We start from the raw sequence: 17510 nt of genomic DNA, 5'->3' as shown, positions 1-17510 counted from the left end.
CTAAATGTAGCTACTAAGGACTAAACCCCATGACCATAAAAAACCGGTTAATTATTTCGTTTGCATCAATGCTTATCATAGTAGTGTTTATAGCAGTGGTTCTTTCTATGCGGGGAAAAATACTGAGATATTATCTTATGCAGTCAGCTCAGAGTTATTCGCTTATGGCAGGCATCAGGGAGATACAGTATTATCTTGATAAATCTGTATCTGCTTGTGATTTTTATTTTGTATTAGGCGAGGAATCCGAGGAGAGCAGGTTTTATGAATTCTCACAAATGCTAAAAGAAAAAAACGATAGTTATTTAGCTCAGTTAAAAAATTATAAAATAAGTAAAAATGAGTATAACGAATATGTGGAAATTGCTAATTTGTGCGATACTTTGGTAGCAAAGTATAAAAATATTATAGCTATTTACGCAAGTGGTAAAAAAGGGAAAGCAATTTCTGCGGTTGATGAGGACATTATTCCCTATTTAAATAAAACCAGAAAAAACATTAAAGATATTTACGAAGAAAAGGCATCTGATTTTAAAGTTGCTGAAAAAAGGTCACTGGAAATTGAACAAATAAACTTTTTAATATCATCAGGTTTGTCTGTTATGGCGGTTGTTCTTGCAATAATCCTTTCAATAATGTTATTCCGTTCCATTTCAAGTCCGCTTTCCAGGTTGCGGGAAGGTGCAGAAAGGATAGGTAATGGTGATTTTAGTTATGAGGTTAAGCTTTCAGGCAATGACGAGCTTACTTTGCTTGCGAAAGTATTTAATAAAATGGCACAGAATTTAAAAAAATCGGAAACTCAAATAATACAGATGGATAGAATGGCATCTCTTGGTAGGCTTGCAGGAGGTATTGCTCACGAGCTCAATAATCCTCTTACGGGTGTTTTAGGACAGTCACAAAGAATTCTCGAGAAACTTTCACCTACAGATCCGTTAAGAGATACAATTGAGAAAATAGCTAGAGCGGCAGAGCGGTGCAGGAAAATAACAAAAGATCTTCTGGATTTTTCCAGGCAAAAGGATTATCATTTTGAACAAGTTAGTATTACTGAAGTGATTGATACTTGTTTGGGAATTTCATCGTCTGATTTAACAGCGTCAAAAATAAATATTGTTAAAAATTACGGTAAAAATATGCCCAAGGTCGCCATATCTACCCCGCATATTCAGCAGGTGTTTTTAAATATTATTACAAATGCAATACAGGCAATGCCTCACGGAGGGGTGCTTACAGTAACAACCAGTCGTGATGCAATGGTATTACCAACATATGTTAATGTGACTTTTGTTGATATGGGCACGGGAATTACCAAAGAAAATCTGACAAAAATATTTACACCGTTTTTTACAACGAAAGACCCGGGTAAAGGTACAGGACTTGGGTTGGCAATATCTTTTGGAATAGTACAAAGACATAAGGGGAAAATATTAATTTCAAGCGAAGGTGAAAGAAAAGGCGCAACATTTACAATAAAATTGCCGACCGGAGGATAGATATGATAAATTATAAAAAAAATGTCCAATGTCCAATGTCCAATGTCCGATGTCGATGGCTTATATTTATTATTTTTGTCATATTATTGACTTCGGACTTCGGACTTTGGACATCGGACAGTCTCTATGCTCAAGGTTTCCAGCTTGGTGAAACAAAACCTAAAATTATTACTCCTAATGGTGACCATAAAAATGATATTTTTATTGTTCCATATGAGACAGATTATTCTTCACAAGTAGATGGAAAGATATTAACACTTAATGGTTCTTTTGTTGCAAATATGCTTTCTGTTGACAGTGAAGGTGATAACCCTAAAATGATATGGAATGGTAAAGACAGCAGCGGTAAAGTTGTTCCGTCCGGAATATATATTTACCAAATAGAAGCAGAAGGTAAAGTATTTAACGGAACAGTAGTAGTGGCAAAGTAACTACGATTAAAAGATTTAAGATTAAAGATTCAGGATTAAAAGGATTGATAGTAGCCGCAGAGCAAAGCTCTGCTTCAGTAACTATGTAGTGGCAGACCTTGGTCTGCCTAATAATAAGAAATTGAAAGATTAAAAAAATATGAACAAAAATTTTAGCCATATATTAAATTCTTTAAAAGCCATTAAAAAGTGGCAAAGGATAGCTCTGTTCTTACTTTTAATCTTTAATCTTCAATCTTCAATCTTCAATTATGTTTTCGCTGCTTTCGACGACATTGCTCCCGGGATAAGACCTGCATCTATGGGAGGTGCTTTTACGGCTATTTCTGATGATTCTAATGCTATATTTTATAATCCTGCAGGACTTTATCTTATAAAAAACAATGAATTTAGTGCATCATTTGGCAGGCTTTATTATGGACTTACAGATAACTCGAATATTTCGGATTCGGTTATATCATACATAAATCCATTTGGAGAATATGGAACTGTCGGTATGGGAATTAGAACAATTTCACTTTCAAGTTTATACTCCGAGAAAATGATATTATTTTCATATGGAATTAGGATAAAACCAAAATTGGGGATTGGCTTGACTATGAAGTCACTTTCCCATAAATTTGGTGCTGACGACTATACAGAAAATGCTATTAGTGATGATGGAACATCACTTTCAGGACCTGACCCTGTTTTTTCGCAAGGGAAAAGCAAATCAAAACTTTCAGCAGATTTTGGGATTTTTTACAGACCGGCATCAAAATACAATCTTGGACTGGCTATTCAAAACTTTAATTCACCCGATATTGGTTTGCAGGAAAGTGATAAAGTTGAAAAAACCGTCAGGTTAGGTTTTGCCTATATACCGAAGACAGCAAGTTTATCGCTCGAAGTATTGTCAAAAGCAAGTGATACAGATTTTATTGCAGGATTTGAAAAGTATTTTTCAGAAAGACTTCTTGCGTTAAGAGGTGCCTTGACTTTCGGCAGCAGGGACTTACGAAGATTGAGTGTCGGGTTAGGTATAAATCAGGCAAAATATAAAGTTGATTATGCATTTATCTTTCCTCTTGTAGGGATAAATAATACATATGGAAGCCATAAAATATCTGTTTCTTTTATGTTTGGTCCATTACCTAATGTTAAACAACTAAAACCTGAGTTTCCCGGGGAAGTGGCAGAAGAGGAAAACGTGGAAGAGGAATTACCTAAAAATATAGTTACCGAAGAGAATAAACGTGCTGCTGAACTTATGATGAAAAATGTCCAGGAAGCTTATAGGAAAGGATTGTATTCAAGTGCAGATGAAAATATAACAAGAGTACTTGAGTTAAACCCTGAACATCAGGGTGCAAAAATGATTAAGAAGAAAATAAAGTCAATAGCTTCTGTTCTTTCTGAAAAAACCGACATGGAAAAAGCATCTCGTATTATTAGAAAAGGGATAACTGCATATATAGAGAATAATCCTACTCTTTCTTTTAATGCGATAAAATACGCCACTGAATTATTACCGGATGATTTGGCATTACAGCAATTGTATGATTTGATATCTAAGGAATTCCCTGATGTTGCATCTAAAGAAGAGTCAATTCCCGGTCTAAATCTTGTTGGTATGAAACTTCAGAAGGCACTTGAAAATATTTATGAAGGCAAATATGTCCAGGCTATTTCAGAATGTAACACCGTTTTAGATTTAGAGGAAGACAATGTTTTAGCTTTAATGCGGCTTGGTTCTGCTTATTGGGCAATCGGCAGTGTTGAAAAAGCTAAATCAGTGTGGAAAATAGGATTAAAATTAGAACCTAATAATAAACAAATATCGGAATTTCTTGCAGGGGAAGCAACAGTTCCAAAAGTAGAAAAGTTGGGAGAGAAACCGTTGATTAGGAAATATGTTGTTCTGAGAGGAGATTCTCCTCAAAGTCTTTCAGTGAAATTCTACGGGAATAAAACAAGTTGGGGTAAAATATACGAAGCAAATAAAGATAAACTCCCTAATCGCTGGTCTCTCGTTGTCGGTCAGGAATTGGTAATTCCATAGAGTTGACAAAAAGCGGTTAAAAAAGTAAAATTGAGTGTGGCAAAGGCGTCTGAAGTCCCTGCCCGCCAAAGATTCAGTGGAGGGCGAAGTCCGATGTCCAATGTCGAAAGTCAAGTATGTAGCGGCAGAGTCCCGCACAACAAATATGCGGGACCTACGGTTCCACACTGCTTCCGTAATTATGTAGCCGCACCGCCTTGCGGTGCCCTAATAAAATACGCCAAAGGGCGGGTATTAAAATAAAATGATAAATATCTTACTTAAGCAAAAAAATAGAAATTGGAAAATATCCGCGATTATTTTTTTGCTTCTTGCTTCATGCTTCATGATTCATGATTTTAGTCACGGAGTAGATAATAATATTGACCGTGAAAAACTCACATTAGAGACAAATATTGAAAAAAGAATAACAGAAGCACTTTCAAAACTTTTAAGTTCTCAGGATTTCATCGTTATAGTTAATATAGAACCGATTGTTGAACAAGCAGGTAATTTAAAAGCAGGAGAGCAAATGCAGATAGAACAACTGCAGGTTCAGGAACCCAGGAAAACAACTAAGGATTATATTCTGCCGGGTGTCCCGACAAAGAAAAATCTTGGAGAACAGGAAAACATACAACAATCTCCTGTTCAGGTAATAATGCCTTCTGCTAACAGAGAATCCGATGTTTTAAGGCAATTTATAAAAAAAATAACAATTATAATTAAATTTGATAAAAATGTTCCGGAAGGTATTGTTTCAGAAGCTAAAAAAGTAATAACAGGGCTTGTTGATATCAACGTTGATAGAGGTGATACGTTATTAGTTGAAAAAACTGAATTTTATAAAAAGCAAACATATTGGTGGCAGGCTTTTTTGAATTTACAATCAATGATTTGGTTTATGGGAATTATGCTTTTTGCTTTTTTCTTATTTGGTCCGCTCAATATATTTTTTAAGCATCTTTTAAGGACGCTCGCTGTAAAACCGCCGCCGACACAACTTCAGATGCCGGAAAATATGGTAAACCGGCAACCACAACAGCAATCTTCCGGCGGTGGTGGTGGTATGAGTGGTAACTTGATAATGTCGCTTGATGACAGTAAGTCAGTAAGACCCAGTCTTTTTCCGTTCATAAGTGAAGGAAATATAAAAAATCTTGCTTATCTTTTAAAAGATGAAACACCGGATAGGATTGCTCTCGTTTTAAGTTATTTAAGAAGAGATTGGGCGTCTTTTGTTATGTCGCAATTAGCTCCGGAAATACAGGCAAGGGTTGCAATGGAACTTGTAAATGTAAAACAACTTGAGCCTGATGATGTGGAAATGATGGAATTAGAGCTTAAAAAGAAAATTGACTATTTAATAGGCGGTACTGCTCAGGTTATAGAATTATGTGAAAGATCAGATAAAAAAACCCGTGAGAATATTTTATCTTCTCTTACGTTATCAAATCCCGAATTAGCGGCACATGTTAAATCACAGCTTCTTGATATAAATGATTTATATTTTATTGACCCTACAGAATTAAGAACGGTTTTCAGAGAGATTCCGCTTCCGTCATGGGCAATAGGGCTGAAAGCAGCAAAAGATGTTACCCGTGAGAAAATCCTGAAAATGCTGCCTTCCGGAGCTGCTGAAATGTTAAAGCAGGAAATAGACCTTAATCAAATGGTTTCTCCGGTTAAGATTGATGAAGAAGAGAGAAAGATTATAATGACAATGCGAAAACTTAGAGATGAAGGAAGAATTACGATTGTAAAGACCGAAATAATAGAAGAAAATGTTTCAAATGTAGCAAAACATGAGTTAGAACCGGAAACTAAATCAGATGCGGATGATATGAAAACTGAAACCAGAGATGAACGGCTTGCAAGAATAAAAGAACGATTAAAAAAAGAGCGAGGAGGTTAGAGACAATTGAAGATTGGAAGATTAAAGAAGTAAGAATCTTAAATCTTTGATTGGTTAATTACTATGGATATTTTAACATTACTTGGTCTGGCTATGGGAGTTGGAACTGTTTATATAGTGATGCAGCATGGTGGGATTATGAATATAATTTTTGATAAGTATGCTGCTATACTTGTTTTTGGAGGTACTTTTGCTTCAACACTCATTTCAGTTCCATATGCACAGTTAAAAAGTTCGATAAGAGCTTCATTTTTTACTATTTTTTCTTATAAGACTAAACAGCGTCCGGAAGTAGTAATAAATACATTGATAACTCTTTGTGAAAAATCAAAACGAACTGGTATTGATTCATTGCAGGATGATATTTTAAAAATGGACGATAGATTTTTAAAAGAAGGTTTCCATCTGTTAATTGACGGGCTCTCGCCTGATTTAATCAGAGATAATCTTGAAACAGAAATCGTTTTTGTTCGCAGGAGACACAGTGCAAACTCTTCTGTTTTTAGGACTATGGGGGCATATGCACCTATATTTGGACTTTTAGGAACCCTTATCGGAGTTATTCAGGTATTGAAAAATCTTGCTGACCCGAAAACAATGGGTGCTTCAATGGCTATTGCAGTAACAGCGACATTTTATGGAATATTTTCCACTAATTTTATTTTCTTACCGATTGCATCGAAACTTAATGCACTTTCCGAAGCCGAAATTCTCGTAAAAGAGGTTATGATTGAAGGGATTCTTTCCATTCAATCCGGCGACATACCTTTAATTTTAAGAAGAAAATTGGAAGCATATCTTGCGTATAGAATGAGAAAAAAATAAAATTCGCAAATAGATTGCTTCATTATCCCAAGCATCGTGAATCCCTCGCAATGACTAAAGAGAGTGTCATTGCGAACCTGCCTGGCGGTAGGCAGTCCGAAGGTGAAGCAATCTCAAAAATTAACTTTATATGCGAAAAATATTTCAAATAAGAGATTTTGGAGATGATAGCGATCAGAGTTCTTCATCTATATGGTTGATTATCTACTCCGACCTTATGACAAACCTTATGCTGTTTTTTCTTATGCTTTGGGGACTATCACAATCTTCATTTGAAACATATACAGAAGCTACAAAATCGATTCAGGAAAGAATAACAAAACAAAAAGTAGAAGCAGTAAAAGAAGAACCAAAGTATGAAGTAAAAGAAGAAAATGTACCGGAAAACTTCAGAGCGGTAACAAAACCGAAATCTGATTTGGAAGGTATACGGATAGTTTTCAATGCGCCGATTTTTTTTGATTCAGGGAAAGCGGATTTGAAATCATCTGCAACAGAAACACTATCAGAACTTGCAAGTTGGCTAAATGATGTACCATATACTGTTATCGTTGAAGGACATACAGACAATACACCTATAACAAAAAGATATTCGTCAAATTGGGAATTATCTATAGATAGAGCAAGAAGCGTAGTAATATTTTTACAAAATAAAGGTATAGATCCGAAACGATTGGTTCTTGCGGGATATGGTGAACATCAACCGCTTTATCCAAATGATACTGAAGAACACAGGCAATTAAACAGGAGAATAGAAATCAACATTGTTTATTGGGAAAAATAGTTGATTTTTTGAAACAACATGTGATGTTGTCATTCCATGCTTGACATGGAATCTGGTAGTTGCACCATCTTAAGGTGCTTAATAATCAGAGGATTATATGGCAAGAAAATCTAAATCAATCCTTTTTGGAAGAAGATACGGTGAATCAGCAGAAGTAGATCCTAATCTTTGGATAGTGTCATATGGCGATCTTATGACCAATCTGATGATATTTTTTCTTATGCTTTTTGCGCTTTCTTCAATTAAGCCGAAAACTGTTATAGAAAAGGAAGATGAACAGAAAATACTTGTAAAAAACCTTGAGAAATATGGAGCTGTTACTGTTTCTGCTGAAAAGATAAATGTAACATTACAGCAGGATATAATATTCAAAGCAGGGAGTGCAGAATTAAAGTCCGGATTTACAGAAGTTCTTGCGGAGGTTAACAAGTTTATAAATGATAATACCGGTACTATTATTGTATCAGGGCACGCAGATGCAGTACCGCTGAATAGAGGTAAATATAAAGACAACTGGTATCTTTCTGCAGAAAGAGGATGGAGTGTTGCAAATGAACTTATAAAAAGTGGTATTGACCCTAAACGATTTCAAATTCGCGGTTATGGTGAATTTCATCCGGTAGCGGGAAATGATACTGAAGAAGGTCGTGCAAAAAACAGAAGAATAGAAATGACAATAGTAAGAACAAATATGAAAGAGACCGAAAGATTTATTTACTATAAAACCGTTGATGTTGAAAATATTTCTGAAATATCAAAAAGATTTTTTGGAAACGAGACTTATTCACAGCAAATTCGCGAATTAAATAAAGAAAAAATAGACACTAACGGAAATATCCCGAAAGGAACAGAAATATTAGTACCATACAATCCGGCACGCGCGAATTGACGCGAATAAGAAAGTCGCGAATAAACCCGAGTATTTGTGATGACTTATTCGTGAGATGTTATAAAATTCGTGACAATTCGTGCTTCCGAACGAAGTGAGGATATGACTCTTTATCTTATCGACGGAAATGCTTATATTCACAGGGCATACCACGCTATAAAAAATCTTACAACTTCTAAAGGTGAATCAGTAAATGCTGTTTATGGTTTTACCCGGATGTTGCTTAAAATACTAAAAGAACACAATCCGGATTACCTTGCAGTATGTATGGATTATCCTGCCCCGACATTCAGGCATAAAGAGTTTTCAGAGTATAAATTAAACAGAAAAGAAACCGACTTGGAACTTAAAAACCAGTTTCCGTTCATAAAAGAGATTATATCTGCATTAAATATTACAATTTACGAAAAAGAAGGTTTCGAAGCTGACGACCTGATTGCAACCATTTCACAAAAAGCAGAAAACAATGGATTAGAAGTAGTGATTGTTACCGGTGATAAAGATGCTCTTCAGCTTGTCAATAAAAATATAAAGGTTCTAAATGAACCGAAAAATATTCTTTATGATAAAGAAGAGGTTATTAAAGGTTGGGATATTATGCCGGATAATATAACGGATTTTTTGGCTTTAGCAGGTGATTCTTCTGATAATATACCCGGAGTACCCGGGATAGGCGAGAAAACGGCAATAAAACTTATAAAACAATGCGGGAATATTGAAAATATTATAAAAAATTGTAGTCAAATTGACGGAAAGTTGGGATTGCTTGTTAAAAAACACTCGGAATCGGCGATACTTTCTAAAAGACTTGCAACGCTGGTAAAAGACATACCGATAAATATTGATTTTGAAAAATTAAAACCACAAAGTCCTGATAATTCAAGACTTCTTAATATATTAAAGCGGTTGGAATTTTATTCTCTTATAAAGTTACTTGTTAAGGAGGGGACATCTGCCAGAGAAATTAAATATGAAACAATTTTAACAGAAGAGGAACTTAAAAAATTAGCCGGTTATCTAAATACAAAAAATGAGTTCTCATTTAATTTTGCTTTAACCACTGATAAGTTAGTGGTTGGGTTAGCTATATCTGCTAAAAAGGAAGAAGGATTCTACATACCTATCGGGCATAGAACACTTACGTCTTGCAATCAACTGCCGATAGAAATCGTTAAGAACTACCTAAAATCATTCTTCGAAAACAGCGGTATTGTAAAAATTACCCATAATTTGAAATCTCAGATTGAAGTACTTGAAAAATTAAATATTTTTGTTTCTGATAAATATTTTGATACATCTATTGCATCATATGTTTTAAACCCGTCTCAGAAAAACAATTCGTCAGAAGATGTTTTTATAGAACAACTTGGAATAGTTCTTCGTAACCCCGGCGAGAAAGAAAAAAATACTTTTAAGGATAATGTGGAGAACATTGAGATTGATGAAGCGAAAAATATATTTTGTGAAAGTTCTGATTTTATTATGCAATCAAAACAAGTACTTGAAGAAAAACTTGCCGGCAAAAAATTGCTCCCGCTTTTTTGGGATATCGAAATGCCTTTGGTTAATATCTTATATATGATGGAAAAGAGCGGGATTCTGATGGATGAAGAATATTTTAAAAAATTATCTTTGGAATTTTCCGATAAACTTAAAGAATATGAAAAAGTAATTTATTCTCTTGCGGGAGAAGAATTTAAAATAAACTCTCCCAAACAATTAGCATATATACTTTTTGATAAGCTTGGATTAAATCCTGTCCGGAAGACTAAAACAGGTTATTCTACCGACGAGGAAGTTTTGCTGACTCTTGCTCAGACAAACGAACTTCCGAAAGTTTTATTAAATTATCGCGAAATATCAAAGCTCAAGTCAACTTTTGTAGATGCTCTTATAGAAAAAATAAATCCCGAAACAAAACGGTTGCATACGTCTTTTAATCAAACTGTTACTTTGACAGGGCGATTATCGTCTTCAGAGCCTAATCTGCAGAATATTCCGGTGAAAACGGAATTGGGAAAAGGAATAAGGCGCGGATTTATTACTGATAAGAAATTCATATTTGCATCTTTTGATTATTCACAGATTGATTTGAGAGTATTAGCACATGTAACCAAAGATATAACACTGTGTAATGCGTTTAGACAGGGAGAGGATATTCATACAGCTACTGCTGCTGAAGTTTTTGGATTGAAAAAAGAAGAAATTACAAAAGAAATGAGAAATCGGGCTAAGGGAATAAATTTTGGTATTGTTTATGGACAACAAGCGTATGGGTTGTCACAACAACTTGATATCTCACCGCGAGAAGCACAGACTTACATTGACCAGTATTTTGAAAAATACAAAGGTGTGAAAAAATGGATTTCAGAAACAATTGCTAAAGCTAAAGAGACAGGTTTTGTATCAACGCTTTTAGGCAGAATAAGATATTTACCGGAAATAAAGAGTCAGAACCAGCAGATTCGTGGTTTTGCTGAAAGGACTGCTGTAAATACACCTATACAAGGAACGTCGGCAGATATAATAAAGGTTGCAATGATAAAAATATATGAAAAATTAAAAAAACAGAATTTGCTGGATAAATGCAAAATGTTGTTGCAGGTGCACGATGATTTGTTATTTGAAATTACTGAAGGATTACTGCAACAATATTTGCCCGTTATAAAATCAGAGATGGAAAATGCCGTAAAACTGGATATCCCTGTTATTGTTGATGCAAAAGTAGGTAAAAACTGGGCTGATTTAAAAGAACTTAAAAATTAACAATTGGGGACGGTCCTTAAAGGAGGATAAAAATGGGAAGATTAGCAAGATTTAATCCTTCTAATTCATATTTTCACATAGTGTCAAGAGGTAACAACAGGCAAAAAGTATTTATTGAAGATGAAGATTATGAATTTTTTCTAAGAATCGTAGAGAAATGTATTGAAAAATTTAAATGGAAAGTCCATCATTATGTTTTAATGAATAATCATTACCATTTAATTATTTTTAATAGCGAACACGGAAATCTAAGTGATGGTGTAAAATATCTGAACCAATCTTATGTACAGTATTTCAGAAAAAAGTATGGTGGTTGCGGGCATTTGTGGCAAGATAGATTCAGAAGTTTTGTTGTTGAAAATGGAATATATCTTCTTGAATGCGGTAGATATATTGAACTAAATCCAATTCGGGCTGGGTTGGTAAAAGATGCCAAAGAGTATAAATGGAGTAGTTATATGTTTTATGCTTTTACAAAAAGTAATGTTTTAGTACAGCGATCACCAGAATACATTGGTTTATCGGAAAATATTTTTAATCGTCAAAAATTATATATAGAGTTTATAAAGGATGGATTAAGGGAAAAAAGGGATATAAAAAGAAATTTTAGGAACGGTTATTATGGAAGTAAAGATTATGGAGATAAACTTAAATTTGTTGGACTTACAGGTAAAGGTTGGAAGCCTGGGCAAAAAATAAGAAATAATAACGGTTGAATTGAGGACCGTCCCCAATCGCAAAATGATAAATAAAATTAATTATAAAACAAGAGTGATAGGACTCACGGGTGGAATTGCATCCGGAAAGACGTTAGTTTTAAATTACTTTAAAAAGTTAGGCATAAAAACTATTTCCTGCGACGATATTGCTAAAAAAGTATATTACTATACAGATGTCCAGGTAAAGATAAAAAAACTTTTTGGGACGTTAAACAGAAAAGAAATCGCAAATATAATCTTTTCTAATAGCAGGAAAAGAAGACAACTGGAAAAAATCATGCATCCAAAAATACTTAAAGAACTTAATTTTCAATCTTCAATCTTCAATCTTCAATCTTCAATTGTTGTTGATGTGCCTCTTTTATATGAAGCAAAGATCCAGAATATGTTTGATAAAATTATTGTTGTTTATTGTAAAAAAAGCCAGCAGATTGAAAGATTATCTAAACGTGATAATATTTCCAAGAAGGAGTCTTTAAGAAGAGTTAATTCACAGATAGTTCTTATTGAGAAAGCAAAAATGGCTGATTATATAATAGATAATTCAAAAGAGATGTTAAAAACAAAAAAACAAGTTAAAAGGTTAAAAGACGAACTATTTAAATTAGGGTTTAGTCCGATATAAACGAATAATTCGCGATAATATGCCTTAGATTCGCACTAATTCGCGTTCCCGAACGAAGTGAGGGTTATGACAGAGAAAATATTAATTGTGGATGATGATACGGAGTTCAGGAAAGAACTTAAGGATTACCTTGAAGAATATGAAGTAGTAGATGTCGGTAATGGCGAAGATGCTTTAAAAATACTTAGAAAACCAAACGAAGTAGACCTGGTTATTTTAGATGTAATGATGCCTGGTTTAAATGGTTTAGAAGTTTTAAGGGAAATTAAGAAAATAGATGCTGCTTTGGGTATTATTATTTTAACCGGTTATAGTTCAAAAGATGTAGTAATTGAAGCGTTAAAAGGACGGGCAGATGATTTTTTAGAGAAACCGTTAGATATAAACAAAGTAAAAGAAACTGTTGAGAAAGTGTTAGAAATTAAAAAAAATGCTGAAGACATAGAGATTATTAGCGTAAAAGATAAGATTGCGAAAGTAAAACGTTTTATTGAAAGGAACTGTTGTAAAAAAATATGCTTAAATGATGCAGCAGATATGATTTGTTTAAGTCCCAAGTATTTAAGCAGGATATTTAAAGAGAATACCGGGAAAAGTTTTAGCCAGTATAAAATAAGAAAAAAAGTAGAAAAAGCGAAGAAATATTTGTTTAAAAATGATTATAATGTAAACCAGATTGCATATAAATTATGCTATGAAAATGCAGAATCCTTTATAAGGCAGTTCAAAAGATTTACTAACTGTACTCCCACAGAATATAGAAAAAAATATAAAATAGTAAAAAAAGGGACCGGGATTTAAAAATATGATTATTCGAAAAGAATTAGAAAATAAATTTACAAAAACTGATGAAAGTATTAAGCAGATTGCCGAATTAATTAATATGTGGATTTGGGAAACAGATGTTAATGGTTTATATGTTTATTCAAGTCCTGCAGTTGAAAGAATATTTGGTTTTAAGCCTGAAGAGATTGTTGGTAAAAAATATTTTTACGATTTTTTCGTGGCCGATAGAAAAAAAGAATTAAAAGAATACTTATTTAAAATTTATAATAATCGGGAATCTTATATTGATTTTGTTAATTATAATTTAAGCAAAAATGGTAATATAATTGTTTTAAAAACAGCTGGTATGCCGGTTTTAGATGAAAAAGGTGCTTTGTTGGGTTATCATGGAGTATCTATTGATATTACTAAACCCAAACAAGCTGAAGAACGATTAATAGAATTGAATGAATGTTTTCTTGGTTTTTCGTCAAATCCTTTAGATAACATTAATCGTCTTATTAGTTATGTTGGAAAACTTTTTAATGCTGATTGTGCACTTTATAATCGTTTAGATAAAGGAGTGCTTCGTTCATTAGGTCAATGGCATACACCGCCGGATTTTAATCCCGTTGACAAGCCGGACGGACATATTTGCTATGATGTAATTAAAAATGTCGCGAATGATGTTTTCGTTATACGCAATCTGCCTGAAACCCACTATGCTAAAACTGATCCAAATGTTATCCGATATAAGCTGCAGACATATATTGGTATAGCGGTAAAATTTAATAAAAAATCTGTTGGTTCATTATGTATTGTTTGTCAGCGAGATGTTATTCCTACCGAAAACGAAAAGAAACTTTTAGAAATTGTTGCGCTTGCAATTGGAATAGAAGAAAGTCGAAGGTATGTAGAAGTATCATTATTGGAAAGTGAACAGAAATTCAGAACTATTGCTGAATATTCACCTAATATGATTTTTATCAACAAGCAGGGTAAAGTGGTATATGCAAACAAAAGATGTGAAGAGATTATTGGATATAAAAAAGATGAGTTGACTTCTCCGGATTTTGATTTTCTGACTTTAATCGCGCCGGAATCAAAAGAATTTGTAATGAAATCTTATAATAATCATCTGAATGGCAAAGAAGTCGGTACGTATGAATATCAGATTTTTACTAAAAAGGGAAAAATAATCCCGGTAATAATTGCAACAAAAATAATAAAATATGAAGAAGGAAATGCTGTTCTCGGGATAATAACCGATATTACTGAACGTAAGAAAATAGAGCAAATATTAAAAAATGATAAAGAAAAAATTGAATATATTGCCAATAAAAGAGTTGGAGAGCTGGTAAAAATTAAAAAGAAATTAACTGAGGTAAAACGTCTTTCTGATATAGGTACACTTGCGGCAACGGTTGCACATGAACTGCGTAATCCTTTGGGAGTTATCAGATTAGCGATTTATAATATGAGTAAAAAAAATACTAATAAATCGCTGGAGAGTCACATTGTCAATGTAGAAAAGAAATTAATGGAGTCTGAACAGATAATAAACAATCTTTTAAATTATTCAAAATTGAAAATTCCGAATTATGGGAAAGTTCGGATTTATGATATATTAAAAGAAAGTATTTCTTTTACGAAAAAAATATTTTGTAAACAAAATGTTACGGTCGTTGAAAAGTTTAAATCTCTTAAATTAAAATATATTGATGCAGATTCTTATCAGATATCAGAAATATTAAATAATATTTTAAGTAATGCATATCAATCTGTCGTAGATAAAAAAGGAAAAATAGAAGTAGCTGCCAGGCTTGTCAAAAAGGAGTTTATCGTTTTAACTATCAGTGATAATGGTGTAGGTATAGATGAGAAAGATATTGAAAAAGTATTTGACCCATTTTTTACTAAAAAGCCCAAAGGAACGGGACTGGGACTTACAATATGTAATGAATTAGTTAATCTTCATAATGGTGAAATAAAAATTCAGAGTACAAAAGGTAAAGGAACAGTTCTTACTTTAAAAATACCAGTCAAAAAAAAGAATTAATCCTGCTATTTCTGAAAAGTTCTTTAGAAAGGTTGGGTTATTCTCGCCGAAATCTAATAAAACTCGTTTATTTTCATGGTGGAATAAAGTCAGAAAAAAGTGGAATTTGCCACTTGACAGGTTTTTTTGAATTAGGTATAATTACTGAAAAGAGCTTTTTTTCAAGGTTGCATCTAAAGAATCAAAATTATAAAAAGTTAATTCAGTATGTATGAATTGTAATTTGTCAACATTTTGTGGCGGGTTGTTAAGGGGATGAAAGAAATGAGTACATTTGGTATTTTTTTTGTTGGATTAGCATTAACACTTAATTTTGCTTTTCCAAGTTCTAAAAGTAAAAATTTTAATTATTGGTTTGAAAAAGGACTTAATTCTGTAGATAGTAAAAGTCAAATAGAGTGTTATACACAGGCGATTAATAAGTGGGAGGATTCTTTTGGAATAGAAAACAAGGTAAAGGTATATTATAATCGTGGTTTAGCATTTGCTTCTTTATCTTCACTTAATGATGCCATAAACGATTATACTACAGTAATTATGTTAAATCCAAAATATGCTGATGCGTATGCTATGCGGGGAAATATATATTATCGCAAAAAGATGTGTAATGAAGCAATAAGTGATTATAACAAGGCAATTGAATTGAATCCTAATTTTTCAGGAGCATATAACAATAGAGGTGTTGCTTATGATGATATTGGTTTATATAGTGAAGCTATTATAGATTACAATAATGCCATTTCATTAAAACCTAATTATGCAAATGCTTATCATAATCGTGGAATTACATATTATAAAAAAGGACAATATGTTGAAGCAAAAAACGATTTTGAAAAAGCAAAAAATAACGGTTATATATATTTGCAAGATGTTGTAGTAAAATCCTCGCCGAAATAATTTTTAGTATCAGAGTTTCAATGATACATGCGAATGTACGCGAATAAATTAGAGTATTTGTGATGACTTATTCGTGAGATGTTATGAAATTCGTGACAATTCGTGTTTCCGAACTAAGTGAGGGTTATTATGAATAAGAAAATAATGATAGTAGATGATGATAAGGAGTTTTTGGAAGAACTAAAGGAAGTGTTGATTTTAAGCGGCTATAAGGTAGAAGTCAGTGATGGTGCTGCTTTTGCTTTTGAGATGATAGATACAGCAAAACCGGATATTATATTATTAGATCTTAATATGCCAAATAAAAGTGGATTTGAAATTGCAACTGAATTAAAATATTCTCCTAAGTATAAAAATATTCCGGTAGTTGCTATCAGTGGTTTTGCAAAAGATGAGCATTACATTTCTTTGATGGATATTTGTGGTATAAAAACATGCCTTGAAAAACCGCTTAATCCTTTAGAAGTAATTGCTAAAATAGAAGGATATTGATTTGTTGTATCATCAATATTTTGTATTATTAATTTGTTGTATCATCGATTCTTTGTATTATCGATATTTTGTATCGTTCCGCTCATTTGATTCAACTGGTATAAGCTTAATACGGAATTTATTTTTTTTATTTTTTCCAAAGTGAGAAGAAAATTATTTTAAAAAAGGGTTATTAATAATATGAAAATAATGGATTTTTTATCTAAAGATTGTATATTATCTGAATTAAAAGGGAAAACAAAGGCAGAAGTTATTCTGGAACTTGTAAATATCCTGGCAAAAAATAAACTTACTAAGAGTGTTGATAAAACTATTGAAGCTATCATGAAAAGAGAAAGTACGGGTTCTACCGGGATTGGTCAGGGTGTTGCTATCCCGCACGCTAAAAGTGATAGTGTTTCTAAAATTGTAGCTTCATTAGGAATATCAAAAACAGGTATTGATTTTGATTCTTTAGACGGAGAACCGGTATATATAGTGTTTTTAATGGTAACGCCGCCTGATTCAACAAGTGAGCATTTACAGGCAATTGCTAAAATTTCATGTCTTTTAAAAAACAAACTATTCAGGCAGTTAATAATGGATGCACAAACGTCACAAGATATTATAAAAATAATAGAAGATGCAACGAATGCAACAAATGTCCAAAATCAGAAAGATTAGAAGTGTAAGTTATTAATTAAAAATCTATTTATAGTTGGGGGAAAGTATGTCGCAGGATTCATCGCCATCATCAAAGAGAGGAAAGAAATATGCAGTAAAATTTACAGGTGATGAATATACTTTGCCTGATTTTTACGGAGAAGACAGGTTGGTAATATTGG

Annotated in this window: 16 protein-coding genes; all 16 read left to right on the top strand. The window is 33.0% G+C overall.

Features of this window, described 5'->3' with window-relative positions; translation table 11 throughout:
- Positions 1-29 precede the first annotated feature (29 nt).
- The 16 genes from PHE88_10215 (at position 30) to PHE88_10140 (ending at position 17349) form a co-directional block, all read left to right on the top strand.
- On the top strand, positions 30-1499 hold the full coding sequence (locus tag PHE88_10215) for an ATP-binding protein (protein MDD5688191.1): 1470 nt from the start codon (positions 30-32) through the stop codon (positions 1497-1499).
- A gap of 2 nt (positions 1500-1501) precedes the next feature.
- A complete protein-coding gene (locus PHE88_10210) occupies positions 1502-1930 on the top strand; it encodes a gliding motility-associated C-terminal domain-containing protein (protein ID MDD5688190.1) in 429 nt (142 codons plus the stop codon).
- 139 nt (positions 1931-2069) lie between these two features.
- Positions 2070-3971: a LysM peptidoglycan-binding domain-containing protein gene (locus PHE88_10205; protein MDD5688189.1), complete on the top strand. Its 1902-nt coding sequence runs from the start codon at positions 2070-2072 to the stop codon at positions 3969-3971.
- A 93-nt stretch (positions 3972-4064) separates the two neighbouring features.
- A complete protein-coding gene (locus PHE88_10200; GenBank protein ID MDD5688188.1) occupies positions 4065-4214 on the top strand; it encodes a hypothetical protein in 150 nt (49 codons plus the stop codon).
- Position 4215: 1 nt separating this feature from the next.
- Complete coding sequence (locus tag PHE88_10195; GenBank protein ID MDD5688187.1) at positions 4216-5865, top strand: FliG C-terminal domain-containing protein; 1650 nt, start codon at positions 4216-4218, stop codon at positions 5863-5865.
- A gap of 63 nt (positions 5866-5928) precedes the next feature.
- Positions 5929-6690 carry a MotA/TolQ/ExbB proton channel family protein gene (locus PHE88_10190; GenBank protein ID MDD5688186.1) on the top strand — a complete coding sequence of 254 codons (762 nt, stop codon included), beginning with the start codon at positions 5929-5931 and terminating at the stop codon, positions 6688-6690.
- A gap of 130 nt (positions 6691-6820) precedes the next feature.
- Positions 6821-7474, top strand: a complete 654-nt coding sequence (locus PHE88_10185) for a flagellar motor protein MotB (GenBank protein ID MDD5688185.1) — start codon at positions 6821-6823, stop codon at positions 7472-7474.
- Positions 7475-7571: 97 nt separating this feature from the next.
- Positions 7572-8363, top strand: coding sequence for a flagellar motor protein MotB (locus PHE88_10180; GenBank protein ID MDD5688184.1), 792 nt, complete (start codon positions 7572-7574; stop codon positions 8361-8363).
- A 102-nt stretch (positions 8364-8465) separates the two neighbouring features.
- The gene (polA, locus tag PHE88_10175; GenBank protein MDD5688183.1) at positions 8466-11129 is read left to right on the top strand and encodes a DNA polymerase I; all 2664 of its coding nucleotides are present in this window, start codon (positions 8466-8468) and stop codon (positions 11127-11129) included.
- Positions 11130-11161: 32 nt separating this feature from the next.
- Positions 11162-11845: a transposase gene (locus PHE88_10170; protein ID MDD5688182.1), complete on the top strand. Its 684-nt coding sequence runs from the start codon at positions 11162-11164 to the stop codon at positions 11843-11845.
- A 25-nt stretch (positions 11846-11870) separates the two neighbouring features.
- Complete coding sequence (gene coaE / locus PHE88_10165; protein ID MDD5688181.1) at positions 11871-12473, top strand: dephospho-CoA kinase; 603 nt, start codon at positions 11871-11873, stop codon at positions 12471-12473.
- A gap of 66 nt (positions 12474-12539) precedes the next feature.
- Positions 12540-13274, top strand: coding sequence for a response regulator (locus PHE88_10160; protein MDD5688180.1), 735 nt, complete (start codon positions 12540-12542; stop codon positions 13272-13274).
- Positions 13275-13278: 4 nt separating this feature from the next.
- Positions 13279-15297, top strand: coding sequence for a PAS domain S-box protein (locus tag PHE88_10155; protein ID MDD5688179.1), 2019 nt, complete (start codon positions 13279-13281; stop codon positions 15295-15297).
- A 264-nt stretch (positions 15298-15561) separates the two neighbouring features.
- Entirely contained in the window at positions 15562-16194 is a 633-nt protein-coding gene (locus PHE88_10150; protein MDD5688178.1) for a tetratricopeptide repeat protein, read from the top strand.
- Between the two features lie 129 nt (positions 16195-16323).
- Complete coding sequence (locus tag PHE88_10145) at positions 16324-16686, top strand: response regulator (GenBank protein ID MDD5688177.1); 363 nt, start codon at positions 16324-16326, stop codon at positions 16684-16686.
- Between the two features lie 180 nt (positions 16687-16866).
- Positions 16867-17349, top strand: a complete 483-nt coding sequence (locus tag PHE88_10140) for a PTS sugar transporter subunit IIA (GenBank protein ID MDD5688176.1) — start codon at positions 16867-16869, stop codon at positions 17347-17349.
- Positions 17350-17510 lie beyond the last annotated feature (161 nt).

The organism is Elusimicrobiota bacterium (genome assembly GCA_028718185.1).
Lineage (GTDB): Bacteria > Elusimicrobiota > UBA8919 > UBA8919 > UBA8919 > JAQUMH01.
The sequence above is the reverse complement of the archived record's forward strand: the minus strand, read 5'-3'. Positions and strand labels throughout refer to the sequence as shown.

Coding starts and splice junctions, on each gene's coding strand:
- PHE88_10170 (MDD5688182.1), top strand. CDS start 11,162: ATGGGAAGATTAGCAAGATTTAATCCTTCTAATTCATATTTTCACATA.
- PHE88_10185 (MDD5688185.1), top strand. CDS start 6,821: ATGCGAAAAATATTTCAAATAAGAGATTTTGGAGATGATAGCGATCAG.
- PHE88_10140 (MDD5688176.1), top strand. CDS start 16,867: ATGAAAATAATGGATTTTTTATCTAAAGATTGTATATTATCTGAATTA.
- PHE88_10210 (MDD5688190.1), top strand. CDS start 1,502: ATGATAAATTATAAAAAAAATGTCCAATGTCCAATGTCCAATGTCCGA.
- PHE88_10155 (MDD5688179.1), top strand. CDS start 13,279: ATGATTATTCGAAAAGAATTAGAAAATAAATTTACAAAAACTGATGAA.
- PHE88_10195 (MDD5688187.1), top strand. CDS start 4,216: ATGATAAATATCTTACTTAAGCAAAAAAATAGAAATTGGAAAATATCC.
- PHE88_10145 (MDD5688177.1), top strand. CDS start 16,324: ATGAATAAGAAAATAATGATAGTAGATGATGATAAGGAGTTTTTGGAA.
- PHE88_10200 (MDD5688188.1), top strand. CDS start 4,065: ATGTCCAATGTCGAAAGTCAAGTATGTAGCGGCAGAGTCCCGCACAAC.
- coaE (MDD5688181.1), top strand. CDS start 11,871: ATGATAAATAAAATTAATTATAAAACAAGAGTGATAGGACTCACGGGT.
- PHE88_10160 (MDD5688180.1), top strand. CDS start 12,540: ATGACAGAGAAAATATTAATTGTGGATGATGATACGGAGTTCAGGAAA.
- PHE88_10180 (MDD5688184.1), top strand. CDS start 7,572: ATGGCAAGAAAATCTAAATCAATCCTTTTTGGAAGAAGATACGGTGAA.
- polA (MDD5688183.1), top strand. CDS start 8,466: ATGACTCTTTATCTTATCGACGGAAATGCTTATATTCACAGGGCATAC.
- PHE88_10215 (MDD5688191.1), top strand. CDS start 30: ATGACCATAAAAAACCGGTTAATTATTTCGTTTGCATCAATGCTTATC.
- PHE88_10150 (MDD5688178.1), top strand. CDS start 15,562: ATGAGTACATTTGGTATTTTTTTTGTTGGATTAGCATTAACACTTAAT.
- PHE88_10190 (MDD5688186.1), top strand. CDS start 5,929: ATGGATATTTTAACATTACTTGGTCTGGCTATGGGAGTTGGAACTGTT.
- PHE88_10205 (MDD5688189.1), top strand. CDS start 2,070: ATGAACAAAAATTTTAGCCATATATTAAATTCTTTAAAAGCCATTAAA.